This window comes from Moraxella pluranimalium (assembly GCF_002014825.1).
Classification (GTDB): domain Bacteria; phylum Pseudomonadota; class Gammaproteobacteria; order Pseudomonadales; family Moraxellaceae; genus Moraxella; species Moraxella pluranimalium.
On record NZ_MUYU01000019.1, the window covers coordinates 36,230 to 52,812 of the forward strand.

At 46.7% G+C, this 16,583-nt stretch carries 18 protein-coding genes, 2 tRNA genes and 1 pseudogene; 14 read left to right on the forward strand and 7 right to left on the reverse strand.

The features are described 5' to 3' along the window. Positions 1 to 43: 43 nt before the first annotated feature. From B0680_RS08230 to B0680_RS08245, 4 genes are all read left to right on the forward strand, one after another. Positions 44 to 1,069: a PTS transporter subunit IIC gene (locus B0680_RS08230; protein ID WP_078254628.1), complete on the forward strand. Its 1,026-nt coding sequence runs from the start codon at positions 44 to 46 to the stop codon at positions 1,067 to 1,069. A gap of 107 nt (positions 1,070 to 1,176) precedes the next feature. Next, a tRNA-Gln gene (locus tag B0680_RS08235) sits at positions 1,177 to 1,252 on the forward strand. Positions 1,253 to 1,322: 70 nt separating this feature from the next. After that, positions 1,323 to 1,398, forward strand: a tRNA-Gln gene (locus tag B0680_RS08240). 193 nt (positions 1,399 to 1,591) lie between these two features. Next, the gene (locus B0680_RS08245) at positions 1,592 to 2,545 is read left to right on the forward strand and encodes a ribose-phosphate pyrophosphokinase (protein WP_078254629.1); all 954 of its coding nucleotides are present in this window, start codon (positions 1,592 to 1,594) and stop codon (positions 2,543 to 2,545) included. Between the two features lie 239 nt (positions 2,546 to 2,784). Here the strand turns inward: B0680_RS08245 and putP are convergent, their stop codons facing one another. After that, positions 2,785 to 4,284 (reverse strand): sodium/proline symporter PutP, encoded by a 1,500-nt coding sequence (gene putP / locus B0680_RS08250; RefSeq protein WP_078254630.1) that lies wholly within the window; start codon positions 4,282 to 4,284, stop codon positions 2,785 to 2,787. Positions 4,285 to 4,680: 396 nt separating this feature from the next. On the opposite strand from putP, the pseudogene rplY reads away from it, so the two are divergent. The 3 genes and pseudogenes from rplY to B0680_RS08265 all read left to right on the forward strand — a co-directional run. Then, positions 4,681 to 4,971, forward strand: a pseudogene (rplY, locus tag B0680_RS08255) (50S ribosomal protein L25); the annotation flags it as partial. Between the two features lie 104 nt (positions 4,972 to 5,075). Next, positions 5,076 to 5,657 carry an aminoacyl-tRNA hydrolase gene (gene pth, locus B0680_RS08260; RefSeq protein WP_078254632.1) on the forward strand — a complete coding sequence of 194 codons (582 nt, stop codon included), beginning with the start codon at positions 5,076 to 5,078 and terminating at the stop codon, positions 5,655 to 5,657. A gap of 20 nt (positions 5,658 to 5,677) precedes the next feature. Next, positions 5,678 to 6,685 (forward strand): calcium/sodium antiporter, encoded by a 1,008-nt coding sequence (locus B0680_RS08265; protein WP_078254633.1) that lies wholly within the window; start codon positions 5,678 to 5,680, stop codon positions 6,683 to 6,685. A 40-nt stretch (positions 6,686 to 6,725) separates the two neighbouring features. On the opposite strand, the gene B0680_RS08270 is transcribed toward B0680_RS08265, so the two are convergent. After that, positions 6,726 to 7,220, reverse strand: a complete 495-nt coding sequence (locus tag B0680_RS08270) for a c-type cytochrome (RefSeq protein WP_078254634.1) — start codon at positions 7,218 to 7,220, stop codon at positions 6,726 to 6,728. Positions 7,221 to 7,344: 124 nt separating this feature from the next. After that, entirely contained in the window at positions 7,345 to 7,560 is a 216-nt protein-coding gene (gene rpsU, locus B0680_RS08275; protein WP_078254635.1) for a 30S ribosomal protein S21, read from the reverse strand. A 329-nt stretch (positions 7,561 to 7,889) separates the two neighbouring features. Between rpsU and B0680_RS08280 the strand changes: the two genes are divergently transcribed. Beyond that, a complete protein-coding gene (locus B0680_RS08280) occupies positions 7,890 to 8,246 on the forward strand; it encodes a hypothetical protein (RefSeq protein ID WP_078254636.1) in 357 nt (118 codons plus the stop codon). Between the two features lie 60 nt (positions 8,247 to 8,306). Here B0680_RS08280 and B0680_RS08285 read toward each other — a convergent pair whose 3' ends face one another. Then, positions 8,307 to 8,837 (reverse strand): hypothetical protein, encoded by a 531-nt coding sequence (locus tag B0680_RS08285; RefSeq protein WP_143821397.1) that lies wholly within the window; start codon positions 8,835 to 8,837, stop codon positions 8,307 to 8,309. A 120-nt stretch (positions 8,838 to 8,957) separates the two neighbouring features. After that, the gene (locus B0680_RS08290; protein WP_078254646.1) at positions 8,958 to 9,194 is read right to left on the reverse strand and encodes a DUF2788 domain-containing protein; all 237 of its coding nucleotides are present in this window, start codon (positions 9,192 to 9,194) and stop codon (positions 8,958 to 8,960) included. Between the two features lie 218 nt (positions 9,195 to 9,412). Between B0680_RS08290 and B0680_RS08295 the strand changes: the two genes are divergently transcribed. Together B0680_RS08295 and B0680_RS10880 are read left to right on the forward strand one after the other, a co-directional pair. Next, entirely contained in the window at positions 9,413 to 10,183 is a 771-nt protein-coding gene (locus B0680_RS08295; RefSeq protein ID WP_078254638.1) for an SPOR domain-containing protein, read from the forward strand. A gap of 54 nt (positions 10,184 to 10,237) precedes the next feature. After that, a complete protein-coding gene (locus B0680_RS10880) occupies positions 10,238 to 10,408 on the forward strand; it encodes a hypothetical protein (protein WP_169835336.1) in 171 nt (56 codons plus the stop codon). A gap of 94 nt (positions 10,409 to 10,502) precedes the next feature. Here B0680_RS10880 and B0680_RS08300 read toward each other — a convergent pair whose 3' ends face one another. Then, positions 10,503 to 11,933 carry a lytic murein transglycosylase gene (locus tag B0680_RS08300; protein WP_078254639.1) on the reverse strand — a complete coding sequence of 477 codons (1,431 nt, stop codon included), beginning with the start codon at positions 11,931 to 11,933 and terminating at the stop codon, positions 10,503 to 10,505. A gap of 264 nt (positions 11,934 to 12,197) precedes the next feature. On the opposite strand from B0680_RS08300, the gene B0680_RS08305 reads away from it, so the two are divergent. Further along, positions 12,198 to 12,905: a nitroreductase gene (locus tag B0680_RS08305; protein WP_078254640.1), complete on the forward strand. Its 708-nt coding sequence runs from the start codon at positions 12,198 to 12,200 to the stop codon at positions 12,903 to 12,905. Between the two features lie 108 nt (positions 12,906 to 13,013). On the opposite strand, the gene msrA is transcribed toward B0680_RS08305, so the two are convergent. Next, positions 13,014 to 13,532: a peptide-methionine (S)-S-oxide reductase MsrA gene (gene msrA / locus B0680_RS08310; protein ID WP_078254647.1), complete on the reverse strand. Its 519-nt coding sequence runs from the start codon at positions 13,530 to 13,532 to the stop codon at positions 13,014 to 13,016. A 76-nt stretch (positions 13,533 to 13,608) separates the two neighbouring features. Between msrA and cmoA the strand changes: the two genes are divergently transcribed. From cmoA to B0680_RS08325, 3 genes are all read left to right on the forward strand, one after another. After that, on the forward strand, positions 13,609 to 14,370 hold the full coding sequence (gene cmoA / locus B0680_RS08315; RefSeq protein ID WP_078254641.1) for a carboxy-S-adenosyl-L-methionine synthase CmoA: 762 nt from the start codon (positions 13,609 to 13,611) through the stop codon (positions 14,368 to 14,370). Positions 14,371 to 14,387: 17 nt separating this feature from the next. Beyond that, the gene (cmoB, locus tag B0680_RS08320) at positions 14,388 to 15,413 is read left to right on the forward strand and encodes a tRNA 5-methoxyuridine(34)/uridine 5-oxyacetic acid(34) synthase CmoB (RefSeq protein WP_078254642.1); all 1,026 of its coding nucleotides are present in this window, start codon (positions 14,388 to 14,390) and stop codon (positions 15,411 to 15,413) included. 191 nt (positions 15,414 to 15,604) lie between these two features. Then, positions 15,605 to 16,528, forward strand: coding sequence for a DUF808 domain-containing protein (locus B0680_RS08325; protein ID WP_078254643.1), 924 nt, complete (start codon positions 15,605 to 15,607; stop codon positions 16,526 to 16,528). Positions 16,529 to 16,583: the final 55 nt, after the last annotated feature.

The window sequence follows — 16,583 nt, forward strand, 5'->3', positions numbered from 1 at the left end:
TTTTTATCATACGCTTGCAAATATCTCCGCACAAGGACGACACATGACCGCTTTTTCGCTCAAGGCACATTTAGAACGCCAACATATCGTCATCTCATGGCAACGCTACGGCATCGAAGCGCTCAATTTTATGGCGCTTGGGCTGTTTTCGTCCTTGATTTTGGGCTTGATTATCAAAAATATCGGCACTTGGGCAAATCTACCTTGGCTCATCGACATCGGCACGCAGGCGCAGAGTATGGTGGGTGCAGCCATCGGCGCAGGGGTCGCTTATGCGCTCAAATCGCCACCGCTCGTGCTATTTACTAGTATCATTACAGGCTTTGCAGGGGCAAGTCTTGGCGGGCCTGTGGGGGCATTTGTGGCAGCGCTGATTGGTGCAGAATTTGGCAAATTCGTCCATCGCACCACACCGCTTGACATCATCGTCACGCCAGCGACGACGCTGATTGTCGGCATGGCGGTGGCAGGATTTGTCAGCCCACTCATCGCCGAGCTGATGACTTCATTGGGGCAGTTTATCATGTGGGCGGTAGAGCTCTCCCCCATCATCATGAGCATCGTCGTGGCGGTGGCAATGGGGCTGATTCTCACCTTACCCATCTCAAGTGCTGCCATCGCCATCAGTCTAGGCTTGGGCGGTTTGGCAGCAGGGGCAGCGACGGTGGGCTGTGCGGCACAGATGATTGGCTTTGCGGTGATGAGCTATCGGGATAATGGCATGGGCGGTGCGGTTGCTTGTGGGCTTGGTACGAGCATGATTCAGATGCCTAATATCCTAAAAAATCCCAAAATCTGGCTACCACCAACGCTGTCTGGGGCGATTTTAGCACCTTTTGCCACGGCAATGTTTGGCATGACCAATATCCCATCGGGTGCAGGCATGGGCACATCAGGGCTTGTCGGACAAATCGGCACGCTTGATGCTATGGGGACGAGCCTTAGCACTTGGGGGCTGATCATTGCCTTTCATGTGCTACTCCCTGCGCTTTTGACTTGGGTATTTGCCAAAATCATGCGTGCCAAAGGCTGGATTAAAGATGGCGATTTGGCGCTGGATAAGGCTTAATTAATATAAAAAGTCATTAAAAATCAAACTCTTATAAATTTTTGATAAAATCATTCCCAAAAACACTTGCAAAGGATAAAAATTTCGGTATAATTATCGCCCTATATAGGGGTATCGCCAAGTTGGTAAGGCATCAGGTTTTGATCCTGACATTCGTTGGTTCGAGTCCAGCTACCTCTGCCATATTTCCAAACAAATGCCTCCTGTTTGTTTTGGATAAAGTTCGCAAATCTTTATAAAAAAATTTGCATCTAGGGGTATCGCCAAGTTGGTAAGGCATCAGGTTTTGATCCTGACATTCGTTGGTTCGAGTCCAGCTACCTCTGCCAAATCCAATCAAGCCGATCAGCAATGGTCGGCTTGATTTTTTTTGCATTTTTCACCCTTTACCAGCAAAAAACTTTACAAAAATCACTAAAAATTATCACACCCCCTGCAAATTTCGCCCCAAAGATGCTAAAATATACACTTAATCGGCTTGTATTTTAGCTTTTTTCGATTTGCTTTTATAGGATTCTTCCCATGTCATATATGGCTGTCTTTTCAGGTAGTGCCAACCCACAGCTTGCCCAAACCGTTGCTGATAATCTTCACATTCCATTGGGTAAAGCAGATATCACTCGTTTTTCTGATGGTGAAATCGCCATCGAAATCAAAGAAAATGTGCGTGGTAAAGATGTTTTCATCCTACAGCCAACCTGTGCGCCAACCAATGACAACCTGATGGAAGTCATCTTGCTTGCAGATGCGCTACGCCGTTCGAGCGCTGGTCGTATCACTGCGGTGATTCCTTATTTTGGCTATGCTCGCCAAGACCGTCGCCCTCGTTCAGCTCGTGTGCCAATCTCTGCCAAAGTTGTCGCTGATATGCTGTCAATCGCTGGTATCGACCGTGTGATGATGGTGGATCTGCACTCTGACCAAATTCAAGGTTTCTTTGATGTACCAGTGGACAACCTATACGGCACGCCAGTCCTACTAAAAGACCTAAAACAACAAAATTATGACAACCTAATGGTCGTCTCGCCAGATGTCGGCGGTGTCGTGCGTGCTCGTGCGATGGCAAAGCTACTAGGAGATGCTGACCTTGCCATCATCGATAAACGCCGTGCTCGTGCCAATGAATCACAAGTCATGCACATCATCGGTGATGTCTCTGGTCGTGACTGTGTGATTGTTGATGACATCGTGGATACCGCAGGTACGCTGTGCAAAGCTGCTCAAGCGCTCAAAGACAATGGCGCACGCCGTGTCGTGGGCTATATCACCCACCCTGTACTATCAGGCAAAGCGATTGAAACCATCAAAAATTCAGCACTGGATGAGCTGGTTGTCACTGACACCATTCCACTATCAGATGCAGCCAAAGCCTGTGGCAACATCCGCCAAGTCAGCATCGCTGCGATGATTGCCGAATCGCTACGCCGTATCAATAACGAAGAGTCAATCAGCGCCATGTTTGAATACGATGTCTAATCGATGATGATTGATTCAAATTCATAACAAACAAATCCGCCAAATACATCATTTGGCGGATTTTTTTAGCCTTACCTTGCCTTGCCCTGCCTTTAATTTAATTCTTATACCAAGCCACCAAACCCATCAAGCTTTACAAACTTAGTATAAGCGAACACAGCTTAACAAGGCTTGATAAAACTATCCAAAAAAAATACCGCCAACTCAAACCAAGTGGCGGTATTGTGTAGAGTGTGAAATTAGCCTTTTAGACCTTTTTCCATCTCTTCAAACTGCGCAACAATCTTCGCTTCAGGTGGTGCAGTCATTAGGCTGACCACGATGGTTGCAATAAAGCTGAATGCAAAGCCTGGTAGGATTGAGTAGATGGCATCATTGGCAGGCTGACCACCAATTTCAAAGCCGCCATACACCCACACAATCACGGTCAATGCACCAACAATCATACCTGCCAATGCGCCGTTGCGGTTCATGCGTTTCCACATTAGGCTTAGGATGACCAATGGGCCAAATGCCGCACCAAAGCCTGCCCAAGCGTGCGAAACCAGCTTCAGTACTGAGCTGTTGCTATCACCAGCTAGGAAAATTGCCACTAGAGCAACAATCACTACCGAGATACGACCAACCAAGACTTGGCGTGCTTCTGTCGCTTCACGGTCAAGGAATAGCTTGTACACATCACGAGTCAATGAGCTAGATACCACCAGTAGCTGAGATGAGATGGTACTCATAATCGCTGCCAAGATCGCTGCCAATAGGAAACCTGAAATCAGCGGATGGAATAGAACCTGCGAGAATACTAGGAAGATGGTCTCAGGGTCATCCAGTTTTTGACCAGTCTTAGCGATATAAGCGATACCAGCCAGACCAACCATCAATGCACCGATTAGGCTTAGAATCATCCAGCCCATACCGATAGCAGTCGCTACAGGCACATCTTTGACCGAACGAATCGCCATAAAGCGTACGATGATGTGTGGCTGACCAAAGTAACCAAAACCCCACGCCATCAGTGAAATCACGCCCATCACGGTCACGCCGTTCATCCAGTTAAACACTTCAGCGTTGGCTTGCTCGGCAATAGCCAAGCCTTCTGATACACTGCCAATCTCGCTAAATGCCACGATAGGCACAAGTAGCATGGCGATCAGCATGATGACACCTTGAACAAAGTCAGTCAATGACACCGCCAAGAAACCACCAAACAGCGTATAAGCCACAACCACACCAGCTGTCACCCATAGACCTAGGCTATATGATAGACCCAGCGAGCTTTCGAACAGCTTACCGCCTGCCACTAGACTGGCTGCGGTATATACGGTAAAGAACACAATCACAACCACCGCTGATACGATACGCAATAAATGCGACTTATCTTGGAAACGGTTGGCAAAATAGTCAGGCAAGGTAATGGCATTATCCGCCACTTCGGTATAGACACGCAAACGTGGTGCAACCAGTAGATAGTTGGCAAAGGCACCGATGGTCAAACCAAGTGCAATCCAAATACTCACAACACCTGATGCATACATATAACCCGGCAAGCCAAGCAATAGCCAACCTGACATATCCGACGCACCTGCTGACAATGCCGTCACCGCAGGGCCTAGATCACGACCGCCAAGCATATAGCCTTCGACGTCATTTTTTTGTTTAAAATAGGCATAGACACCGATGGCAATCATCAAAATAAAATAAATTGCCAACGAAATCCATACGCCACCAGCCACTTCTCCCATGGCATACTCCTTAAAAACCACACGGGCATCGCCCGCAAATATCTTACAAATAATATTTTACAAATATTGTGTACTTAGATTTGTGCGATACTATTATGAAAAGTTATCGACACATAAGCACAACTATTATAACACAAAAATAACAGATTATCTTTGAATGATAATCATTTTCATAAATATCCCATGATTTCTCCGATCATCTTGGCAAGTTACCATCATGAGCGGATTATTTTTGCCCAAATTTTTAAAAATACTTTGTCAAATCATCATAAATTGCGTATAATATTGGGCTAATTTGCCACAGCTACTAGCTTGGTGAATATCGTCCATCGGACAGTTATTTTTTTGACGGACTGGTCGCAAGTTCGTTATCCTATTTATTTTTAAGGATCTATCATGAGCCAATTCACTCTAAACGGTGTTGCACGTGCAGCAGACCAGCAGGGCAAAGGTGCGAGCCGCCGCCTGCGTAAAAACAACCTAATCCCAGCAATCATCTACGGCGGCAACGCTGAGCCAGTTGCTATCTGCGTAAAAAACAACGAACTTGTTAAAGCGCTAGAAAGCGAAGCGTTTTTCTCAAGCGTCACTACCATCACTGTTGATGGCACTACACACAATGTAGTTATCAAAGCCCTACAACGCCATCCAGCAAAAGGCTTCCCACTACACGTGGACTTCCAACGCGCCTAATTTGCGTTGTACCAAGTTTTGCGCACAAGCGCACCAAAACCAGTAGGCGTGCTTACTGGTTTTGTTTTTTATGATTAATTTTTTTAGAATAAATCCTTATGAGCATAAAACTCATCGTCGGTCTGGGCAATCCCGGGGCAGAATATGCCAATACTCGCCACAATGCAGGCTTTTGGTTTGTTGAAGCCATTGCCCAAGAATTTGGCATCAGTCTAAGTTTTGACAAAAAATTTCACGGTCAAGTCGGTCGTGGTAGCATCTATGGCAATGATGTGCGCTTGCTATTGCCTGAGACTTTTATGAACCGCTCGGGGCAAGCTGTCGCACCGATGGCGAAATTTTATGGCCTTGATAGCAATGAAATCTTGGTCGCTCATGATGAGCTAGATATTGGCGCAGGTCAAATCCGCCTAAAAACCGGTGGCGGACATGGCGGACACAATGGACTCAAGGACATCGTGCCACATCTAGGGCAGGATTTTCACCGCCTGCGTATCGGTATCGGTCGCCCTACCCATTCATCTCAAGTCAGCAATTTTGTGCTAGGCAAGCCCATGAGTGATGAGCGTATCAGCATTGATGCGGCCATCGAGTGTGCCATCGGTGCACTCAAAGACATCATGGCAAATGATTTGGACAAAGCTCGCAATCAGATTAATGGCTTTAAACTGCCTGCTTAACCTTTGGACGACGGATTTTTATGTTACTTTCATTATTGGCAATCATAGTCGGTCTTGCGATTTTGATTTATAGCGCTGATGTGTTTATTGATAGTGCGGTGGCAATCGCCACCAAATATCATATGCCAAAAATGCTCATTGGCGCTCTGATCATCGGTGTCGGTACTTCTGCGCCAGAGATGGTGGTCTCTGCACTGTCGGCGATGGCAGGCAGTCCCGGTCTTGCACTCGGCAATGCCTATGGCTCAAACATCGTCAATATCATGCTTGTACTTGGTGTGACCGCCATCATCGCCCCTATCGTCATCCAAAAACAAGTGCTCAAAACCGACTTTGTTTGGCTAATCAGCTCAACCATCATCTCAGTCATTCTACTGCTAGATGGTCAGATTGATCGCTTGGATGCGGGTATTTTGGTAGCTGTACTGGTCGCCAATATCATCGTTCAAATCATCTACGCCAAGCGCCATGCCAAGGCCGCTCAAGAAAGTGCTATCCTAGCCAGTGATGAACACGCCTATGAGCTCAGCCAAGACGAACTACCTGACCCTATCAAAGTCAATACCGCCAAATCCTTGATCAAGCTCGTTGCAGGACTCGTCGTCCTAGTCCTAAGCTCACGACTTATCGTCTGGGGTGCTGTTGAGCTTGCCAAACTATGGGGCTTATCTGATCTCATCATCGGTCTGACCATCGTCGCTGTCGGCACAAGCCTGCCTGAGCTTGTCTCATCCATCATCGCTGCACGCCGTGGTGAGTTTGAGATGGCACTAGGCAATGTGCTTGGCTCAAACCTATTTAATACCACAGGTGTCGTTGGTATCGCAGCACTTATCGCACCGATGGCGGTTGATCCTGAAGTACTCAGCCGTGATACGGTCGTGATGTGCGCCATCACCTTAGTGCTTTTTGCTATGTGCGCATTCGCACTCAAAAAAGACGGGCAAATCGGTCGTATGTCTGGCGTCTTTTTGGTGCTATGCTTTATTGGCTACAGTGGCTGGCTTGCATATACCGCCCTAATCTAAACCATAAAAAATGCTCAAGATATAACCTTGAGCATTTTTATTATTTGGCTTGGCTTAGCATATAATCTACCGCCGCATAGACTTCAGCTTCGCTCACTTCAGCACTTGCTTGTGCAGGCATCTTATTAAAGCCTTGTGCAGAATGTTGATATAAGGTCTCCACACCCTGCTCAGCACGCTTCGCCCACCCTGCTTTGTCGCTTAGTTTTGGTGCATCGAGCATACCTTGGTCATGGCAGACTTTACAAGTCGCTTCATAACGCGCTTTACCTACTTCGAGTGATGCAGGCTTGACCATCTCCGCTTTGGCGGTCGTATCCGCTGGTGTTGGCTCTGATGGCTTGGCAGTCGCATCAGTCGCATCCTTATTGGCATCAGTGCTGTTGCCTGTCGCTTGGGTCTTGGTATCGGTGGCGGGTGCGCTTGTCTGCGCTGCTGCAGGCTTGGCAGGTGCGTTTTCTGCCTTTTTTTCTTCGCCACACGCCATCAAAGCAAGGCTTGCACACAGCAGAACAACCGGATAATGCAATTTCATAAAATCCCCTTATGGATGTATGGTTTTTTATTCATTATACGCCGATAATCAGCGCTTAGCAACATTAGTGCAATAAAAAACCCCGAAATCACTTTCGGGGTTTATGGTAAAAACCAATCAGAAATTAGTATTTACGAGTTGTGCGAACTTGCTCGCGATATACTTTTTTCTTGTAGCGTTTAACAGCAGCAGCTTTTTTACGCTTACGCTCTTGGGTTGGTTTTTCGAAAAATTCTTTTTTACGAACATCAGCCAAAACGCCTGCTTTTTCGCACGCACGCTTGAAACGACGGATTGCGATATCTACTGGTTCGTTCTCTTTTACCTTAACTGAAGGCATGGGTTTCTCCTATCAAGACGGTGGCATCAGCTTGGCTGTATTTATATTATATAGCACCATCGGTCTTGGGCGATGGACATCAGCTCAAACTGGAAATATCCGCAGCAACCACTGCTACAGACCGTGCTATTGCACAAAATTAGTCGCTAATTATAACAAAGATTTCACCGCTAGACAAGTCATTTGGGCGTAATATCCGCCAAGATACGATATTTTGCAAGAAAATTTAACATTGGTGATAATCATCCGTTTATTTATGGCAAAAATGTGGCATAATATAAGGATATAAACTTCACCCTGTGGCGAAATTGATTTTTATTGGAGACCGTATGAAAGCTTATGCCATCATCCTACCGCTAGTTGCCGCTGTTGCCTTGAGTGCCTGTGGCAAAAAACAAGAACACGTTTATGCTGTTGACAAAGTAGAAGAAGCGCAAGCGGCTGCTATGGAAAAAGCGCCAAAAGCTGAGCCGATGAAATTCGATGACGAAGGTCAGCCAAAAGTCGGTATGAGTGCCGACGGTACAGCAGCACCTGCAGCCGATGCAGCGGCAACCGACGCCAAAGCGACTGACGCAGCAGCACCTGCAGCAACCGAAACTGCAACTGATGCCAAAGCAGAAGCGCCAGCTGACAAGCCTGCCGATGCAGCAGCAGAAGCCAAGCCTGAAGAAACCAAAAAATAATCAGTGCTCAAAACAGCAAAAAATCGCTCCAAGACTATGGAGCGATTTTTTTATCAATCATCAGGTATCAAAAAAGCCATCCGAACGACCGTAGCCTGAATCGGGATGTAGATTGATAACCGGTAACACGGTATCAGATACCCTGCCTGCATGAGGTGTTCCGTTGTCTTTTTGCACCCAGCGGCGCACCCATAGAGCAATGATGACACCGACACTATAAGCTATGGCAACCCCTTGCATTAATTGAGCGGTAGTCCAACCAACCGACACCAAGCCAAATACCGCAAAAAAGACCGCAAAGACGATGTACCAACCAAAGTGCAACTTGGGCTTGGCATACGCCATCACTAGACTGACAAGAAATATCCACGCCCACAAAGATATGCCAACTGCAATCATTAGGGTCAAATCATCCATACGGACAAAATCCAATTTGGATAAAGTCCAATCAAACGTCGCCGACCACATCCACAGCAAGCCTGACACGACAAAATGCATCCAATGCACTGCATGAAACCGACCATAATGATAGCGCAATATCCCTGCAAACACGCCGAACGCCACTAGCCCCAATATGGCCAATCCATTCATGCCACGCTCCTTGTTCGGATGATAATTTTGACCATCATACACAGCCATGCCATCATCTGTCAATGGCATTGTTTATGTTGATATGATTAACTCATCCATCAGTATGAGTAATGAATTGGATTAAAGCACCCAATGCTCAAGCACAAATTCAATCACAAGCTTGGCAAGAAAGCCAAAAAAGCCCATGCCAAGTGCGACAAAAATCCAAAAAGTCCCCTGCTTGCCTGCGTCGGACTTCTTAGAAATATCCCACATAATAAAGAACAAAAACCCAATAAATACAGGCAATAAAATATACAACCCCAAATCAGTAATGGTCTCGGCAGACACCAAAAACACAGGCTTAGGCATGGTCATCATAATACATCTCACATATTCGCTAAATTGGCGGTCAATTCACTGACGTAAATTATATCACACTCCCCAAATTATCCCAAAACATCACAACCACCCCAAAACCGCCCAAAAAAGTACAAAATGCAACAACTGATTTAGACATAAGCAATACACAAGTTAAAGATTTTTGTTATAATATCAAAAGCATATTGAATTTAAACAAGTTTTAAGGGTAATCTATGGCAAGCCGACCAACCAGACCATCTGCCGTGTACAAAGAAGACAAGGAACGTACTCGCTCGGGCGTGACTTCGATTGTGCTGTTGCTGGTTGGCGCATTGATGGCGATTGTGCTGATGGCATTGGCGTATTTTTCGCCCTTTTTTGACAGTTTTCGAGCCAGTCAAGAAAGCACTGCACCTGATGAAGCGATGGTCGAGCCAATCAAAGACCCTAGCGCACCGATTGAGTATGAATTTTATGAAGTGCTACCAGAGCAAGAGTTTCGCAGTGTGCCTGAAGGGGTAAGCGTCCAAGAGCCGACCACATCACAGCCTGCCACGCTCAGCCCTGATGCCATCGTGACCGCCAAGCCTGCTAGCAAGCCCAAAGCTGATACATCTGCCGATGCTGATAGCACTGATAAATCTGACAAAGCCGATAAAGCCACTAAAGCTGATGACAGCGTGAGCATCACCGAAGAGAGCACGACTTATGATGAGCCTGCAAGTAATGGCACATCATCAAATACCGCCGACGCCAAAACAGGCACAACCTATATTCTACAAATCCGCAGCTACACCACCGCCGATGAAGCGGATGTCAAGCGTGCCGAAGTGCTGATGGCGGGCGTCGATGCTGTCGTCGTCAAACGCACCGACAGCGCTAAGGGCACGCATTTTTATCAAGTGGTTTCAACCCCGATGAAAAGCCGTGAAGAAGCAAGCCAAGCGAGCACTCGCCTGCGTAATAACGGCATTGATTCACTCATCGTTGAACAAAAACGCTGATTTTATTGACTGATTTATTAAATTATTGATTAACAATCAAATCAAGGACTTATCATGACTGACACCATCAAAACCCAAATCGATACGCTTGACACTCTAAGCGACACCATGCACCAAGCCGAAAAGAAACGCACCCTTGAAGAACAAGTCGCCTACCTAAAAAGTCAAGGTATCGACCCATCCAAGACCTATGCTAAGTGGGATGATGATAAAGAAGACGAATAATTACCAAGCTTTTGCCAAGCTTTGATTTAGTATCATAGTTATCAACAAAAAAGCTCAAAGTGCGATACTTTGAGCTTTTTTGTATGGATGATGATTATTTAACCGGTACAAGCGATGTTGAACCATCAGCATTCACCACACGGCGATAGACAGTGCCTGCTGGCGTACTGGTGCTAACACTCGGCGCAGTCATACTTGGTACAACGCTTGGTGTCGTGCTTTGGTAAACAGTAGGCTGACTGATGGTCTGATTGACAACTTGGCTTGGTGATTGCGATGAAAAGCCTGAGCCCATCGGCGCACTTGGCTTTTGACCATTCATAATCAAGCGATGGAACTTCTGCCCTGCACGGCCATCAGGGGTCACACCCATACGGCGTTGATAGCCCATGATGGCACGGCGAGTATTATCCCCGATGATACCATCGACCGCACCGATGTCGTAACCGGCATCGAGTAGCGCTTGCTGAATTTCTTTGGATTCACGGCGACCGATACCCGGGTCATCTGTCGGCCAAGGGGTGGCAAAGCTTGTGTTGGTGTTTTCGCTTGTGACCAAATCTGACAGATGTGCGATGGCAAGTGCATAGCTTTCTGACGCATTATACGCATAAAAGGCATCAAAGTTTTTACCCACCAAGAACGCAGGGCCGTTTTTGCCCGCAGGTAGCAATAGACCTGCCGATGCCATATTATTTGGCAATGGGCGACCATCAGGCAGGGTTAGACCCATATTTTGCCAATGGTTGATGGATTTTTTGTCACGGCGGCCGCTTGAGCCGTCATAGCCATTTAGCTTGACTTCATAACCCCACGGCTCGCCACTGCGATAGCCTTTTTTGGCAAGGAAATTGGCGGTACTCGCTAGCGCATCGGCTTTTGAATTGACCAAATCTTTACGGCCATCACCATCAAAATCCACCGCCAATTCTAAAAAAGTACTCGGCATAAACTGCGTCTGACCAAATGCCCCTGCCCATGAGCCTGTCATGTCCTGTGGGCGGATGTCGCCATTTTGGACGATTTTTAGCGCATTGGCGAATTCACCACGAAAATAGCTCTGACGACGGTCAAAGCAAGACAAAGTCGCTAGGCTGTCAAATAAGTTTTTCTTACCCAAAGTCTGCCCAAAATTACTCTCAACGCCCCACACGCCAAGCACATGCTCTGCCTTGACGCCATAACGGCTCTCAATACGGCGCAAGACTTCCGCCTGTTCACGCTTAGCACGGATACCATCTTCGACACGCTCGCTATCTACGAGTGATGCCAGATAATCCCAGACATCTTTTTTAAATTCAGGTTGATAATTGAGCGAGCGAATCACCGTCGGGTCAGGCTGACTTGGGCGATAAGTTTCAAAGGTTTGACTTGAGACGCCACGAAATGCACTGCTGTTTTTTAGTCCATCAAGGCATTGTTGAAATTCGCTGTTGCTTAAGTTTGGCAAATCATTTGCCATCGCCGTTTGACCAAATGCCAAACCGCTCACTGCGAGTGACAATACCGAAAGTGTCTTTTTCATAAAAAAATCCTTAGGATGATAATCAGACTTACAAATAGCCTAAGCTTACCCAATTTTGCCAGTGATTTCAAAATAAACTTGGCGTTTGCCGACAATTTCAACCATCAGGTAACAAATGCGTAACTTAAATCGCTTGTCAGACAACTAGACAATAAATTACCTACTAAGCTTGCCCTGACTGCATTTGACAAGCCCAAAGCGCTTTGGCATAATCATGAAAACACTTTCAATCATCACCACAACAACCACAAACAAGGATTACTCATGACCACCCAACAACAAACCGCCATCGTCGATGATGTCATCACCGCTCGCCATTCGGTGCGTGCATTTTTGGATAAGCCTGTCGATACGCAAACCATCAAGGACATCCTAACGGTGGCAAGCCGCGCACCATCAGGCACGAACACACAGCCGTGGAAAGTCTATGTGGTGACAGGCGACACGCGAGCCCAGCTGATTGATAATATCTTTGCTGCCAAACAAGCCATCGCCGCCGATCCAAGTCTTGCGGACAAATTCCAAGAAACTTTCCCCTACTATCCGACCGAATGGATCTCGCCATTCATCGATCGTCGCCGTGAAAATGGCTGGGGGCTGTACGGTTTACTTGGCATCCAAAAAGGCGATAAAGAAAAAATGGCAGCACAGCACGATCGCAACTTCAAGCTATTTGATGCGCCTGTTGGGCTATTTTTCACCGTCAATAAAGTGATGGGCATCGGCTCAAAAATGGACATCGCCATGATGATCCAAAATGTGATGATCGCCGCCAAGGCTCGTGGGCTTGACACTTGCCCGCAGGCTGCGTTCAATCATTTTCACCCTGTGGTGCTTGAGACGATTGGTGCAGGCGATGATGAAGAGCTGGTTTGTACCGTCGCACTTGGCTATGCCGATGAATCAGACATCGTCAATACCTTTATCACACCACGAGTGCCTGTCGATGAATTTGCGGTGTTTTTGGATTAATTTGGATAAATTCATCAAGCTTTAAACACCGACAAGCAAAAACCGTTCATTCAAGTATGATTTGATATGAACGGTTTTTGTTTTATTTCAATAACTTACTTTAATAACTTACTTTAATAACTCGGCAAATGACGCTCGCAGTTTTGCCAATTTTGGTGGAATGGCAAAATTACAATACGGCTGTGTTGGGTTATTAGCAAAATAATTTTGGTGATAACTTTCGGCAGGATAAAACTTGGGCGCAGGCTCAAGGCGAGTGACCACAGGCACGCTATCAGTGATAAGTGTATTTATCATCTGCTCGGCGATGGCTTTATCGCTTTGATTATCATAAAAAATCACCGATGCGTATTGCGTACCGATGTCATTGCCTTGACGGTTCAGTGTCGTCGGATCATGAGTGGCAAAAAACACCGCCAAAATCTGCTCAAGGCTGATTATCGCATCATCATAGACCACCTGCACGACTTCGACATGACCTGTCGTACCTGTGCAGACCGCTTGGTAATTGGCGGTATCAGCCGTGCCACCTGCATAGCCACTGACGACACTTTGCACGCCTTTTAATGCGCCAAACACCGATTCGGTGCACCAAAAACAGCCGCCACCCAATAAGATTGAACGAATCATCATCACATCCTTAATTTCAATTTATCAAATCAATGCTATAATAAGCCCCATCTTGTCAGTCTATCATAAGCCTATGCCAAATACCAAGCACGACACCTTATTTACCACGCCACTGGACAAATCAGCCCGCTTTAGCTTTGATGAAGAAGTGGTGGCGTGCTTTCCGGATATGATTCGTCGTAGTGTACCCGGCTATGGGCAGATGCTCGCCATGTTGCCGATTTTGGCTCGCCGTCATTGTCTATTTCGCCAAAATAGTGCTGATGGCAAAAAGGTCAGCCGTGTGTATGATCTTGGCACATCGCTTGGGGCGGTAAGCTTTGCTTTGGCGGATAAATTTGGCCCTGATGAGCTAGAAATCCACGCCATCGACATCTCAAAGCCGATGATCGACCGTGCCAAAAGTGTCGTTGGTGAGCATTATCCTAGCCATGACATTCGCTTTGAGCTTGCCGACATCACACAGATGGATTTTGAGCCGTGCGATTTGATTGTGATTAATTTGACCTTACAATTTCTCAATCCTGATGCCCGCCTAGCTCTACTGCAAAAATGCCATGATGCATTAGCTGATGGCGGTATTTTGATCTTGACCGAAAAAACGCATCTCACCGATGAGCAAGACGACGCTTGGCGAGTGGAACGCTATTATGATTTTAAGCGTGCCAATGGCTATAGCGAGATGGAAATCAGTGGCAAACGCAATGCACTTGAAAATGTACTCATCACCGATACGCTTGAGATGCACCATCATCGATTGCACCAAGCGGGTTTTGAGCGTAGCTTGACTTGGTTTATGTTTTTGAATTTCGCCTCGATTGTGGCGTTTAAATAGTTTTGATTGATTTGTTTATGAACACCATTGCCCGTACCGAAAAAGCCTTATTTGACACCTTATTTGACCTCGCCCAACATCACCCTGTGGCGTATGAATGGCTCAAACGCCTACCCGATTGGCTTGGCAGTATCAAAAATAAAGAGCGTTATGCACACGCCCCTTATTATGAATCTGTGATTAACAAACTTCCCCAAATTACGCCCAATCACATCGACCTAACTGCCAGCTGTATCACTGCCAATGTCAGCCTTAGCCACAGTGATTATCGTAAAGCTGAAGCGCTATTAAAGAATCTTATGCCGTGGCGTAAAGGCGGCTTTATCATCGGCGATGACACACATTCGATCCACATCGACACCGAATGGCGCAGTGATCTGAAATGGGATCGTGTCCTGCCGCACATCAGCGATCTTAGCGGTAAGCGAGTGCTGGATGTCGGTGGTGGCTCGGGTTATCACGGCTTTCGTATGGTGGGTGCAGGCACAAGCAGCGTGGTGGTGATTGATCCATCGTGTTTGTTTTATCATCAGTTTATGGCGATACGGCATTTTTTGGGTGAGATGACAAACCGCTACAATCAGTCGCCGATTCACTTTATCCCTGTCGGTCTAGAAGAATTGCCAACTGGTGCGCTGTTTCATACCGTGTTTTGCATGGGGGTGCTATACCATCGTGCATCGCCGTTTGATTGTTTATTACAATTAAAAAATCAACTTCTCAAGGGTGGTGAATTGGTACTTGAGACTTTGGTCATTGATGGCGATGAAAATACTGTGCTCGTACCAAAAGATCGCTATGCGATGATGAATAATGTGTATTTTCTGCCATCGGTGGCGGCACTGACTTTATGGCTCGAAAAAGCGGGTTTTGTTGATATCAAATGCGTCGATATCAGCACCACGACAAGTATCGAGCAGCGTGCGACCGATTGGATGACTTATCATTCATTGGCGGATTTTCTTGATCCTGATGATGATAGCAAAACCATCGAAGGCTATCCACGCCCTGTGCGTGCGGTGATGGTCGCCAAAAAGCCGTAACAAGCCATCAAAGACAGCGATACAAATGGGCATTTGTGCTAATTTTATACAATTTACTACAAACCATTTGCCCAAGCTTGATTATAATAAGCCAACCGTCATGCGTTTGGCTTATTTTTGTTTTTACCAAAGAGCTGAAAATCGGTGCATGACACATCATTTACAACAAAATCCAAAATTAAGGTGAAAATATGGCAGGTGGTAGCCTACTAATGCTACTTGATGACATTGCAACGATTCTTGACGATGTCTCAGTGATGACAAAAATGGCAGCAAAAAAGACCGCAGGGGTGCTCGGCGATGACCTAGCGCTGAACGCTCAGCAGGTGACAGGCGTGCGTGCCGACCGTGAGCTGTCGGTGGTGTGGGCAGTTGCCAAAGGCTCATTTGTCAATAAAGTCATCCTAGTACCGGCAGCTCTACTCATCAGTGCAGTCGCAGCGTGGCTGATTACGCCGCTGTTGATGCTCGGTGGTGCGTTCCTATGCTATGAAGGCGCTGAAAAAGTGGTGCATAAATTCGCCCCAAGCCTACTACCGCATGAGCTCGATGACGAGACCGCGCACCATGATCGCTTGGTCGCCAATGCTGATGAACAGGTGGATCTGGTCGCTCTTGAAAAAGACAAAATCCGTGGTGCAATCCGCACGGACTTTATCCTATCTGCCGAAATCGTGGTAATCTCGCTCGGTGTGATGACCGCAGCGACACTTGCAACCAAAGCGGCGGCACTGACTGCGATTGCGATTTTGATGACTGCCGGTGTCTATGGCTTGGTAGGTCTGATTGTCAAGCTAGACGACATGGGCGTGCATCTACTCAATAAACCAAGCGCATCATCACAGGCGATGGGTCGTGCCCTGCTTGCCTTTGCACCCAAGCTGATGAAATTCTTGTCAATCGCCGGGACACTTGCGATGTTCTTGGTCGGTGGCGGTATCTTGGTACATGGTATTGGTATTTTGCACCATCAAGCACAAGATTTGGCAGCACTATCAGGTATCATCGGTGGCCTGGCTGAAACTGCCTATAATGGCGCAGTTGGTCTGATTGCAGGTTTGATTATCCTTGCTGTGGTGATTGTGGCGAAGAAGATGTTTGGTAAGAAGCATTGATTCTAAAGAGAAAAAAAATCAAAAAGCAGTCAAATTATGAGCCGCACCCCAAAAG